The sequence below is a fragment of the Benzoatithermus flavus genome, assembly GCF_037908215.1.
Classification (GTDB): domain Bacteria; phylum Pseudomonadota; class Alphaproteobacteria; order Geminicoccales; family Geminicoccaceae; genus Benzoatithermus; species Benzoatithermus flavus.
Genome location: NZ_JBBLZC010000079.1, coordinates 1 through 920, shown reverse-complemented (window position 1 = coordinate 920; position 920 = coordinate 1). Strand labels below are relative to the sequence as shown.

1 protein-coding gene is annotated in these 920 nt (G+C 68.4%); it reads right to left on the bottom strand.

The annotated features are described in order from the left end of the window. Positions 1 to 901: sugar phosphate isomerase/epimerase family protein (locus tag U1T56_RS24130; RefSeq protein ID WP_418162038.1), on the bottom strand; the 901-nt coding region annotated here is incomplete at its 3' end. Positions 902 to 920 lie beyond the last annotated feature (19 nt).

The window sequence follows — 920 nt, the reverse complement described above, 5'->3', positions numbered from 1 at the left end:
CCTTGCCCCAGTACTTGTCGAGGTAGCGCTGGATCTCCTGGCGCATGAAGCGCGAGCTGTCCTCGGCCCGCTCCTCCCAGGCGAACACGCACGCGGTCATGATGCCGTCGAACCCGACCTCGTGCAGGGTCTCGAAGAACACGTCCCAGTCGACCTCGCCCTGGCCGATGTCCAGGTGCTGGTGCACCGTCACCTTCGCCCCCGGCGGGTTGACGATGTAGCGCAGCCCCGAGGAGGCCTTGTGGTCGAAGGTGTCCGCCACGTGCACGTGCGCCAGCACCGGCGCGGCCTCGCGGATCATCGCCCGCATGTCGTCGCCGAAATAGAAGGTGTGCGGCGCGCAGTAGAGGAACTTCACCCGCTTGGAGCCGATCATGCGGATCAGGTCGATCGCCGGGTGGAAGGTCTCGACCCAGTCCTCGGGGTGCGGCTCGACGTGCAGGTTGATGCCTTCCCGCTCGAGGAGCGGCACGAGCTCTTCCATCGAGCGGAGCCATGCCGCCTCGCAGGCCTCCGTGAACGCGCCGGCGCAGCAGGTGCAGTGGCCGGGCACCCCGGGCGACGGACCGCGGCCGAACTCGGAGTTCAGCGTGTCGCATTCCATCTCGATCGCGACCCGGATCGCCGCCTGCCAGTTCCTGACCGCGACCTGCCGCTCCGCCTCGATCGGGCTGGCCCAGCGGTACATCGGCAGCAACGAGGCGAGCGCGACGCCGTTGTCCTTGAGCGCCCGCTTGAACGCCCGGATCCGCTCGGGATAGGCGCGCGGCCGGACCCACCAGTCGAGGAAATCCGCCCGCGGCGACAGCTCGATGTACTCGTAGCCCAGCTCGGCGACGAAGCGCGGCAGCTCGAGCAGCGGCACGTGGCGATGCATGTAGGGATCGAGAGCGATCTTCACGTGGGTCCTCCCTGATGGC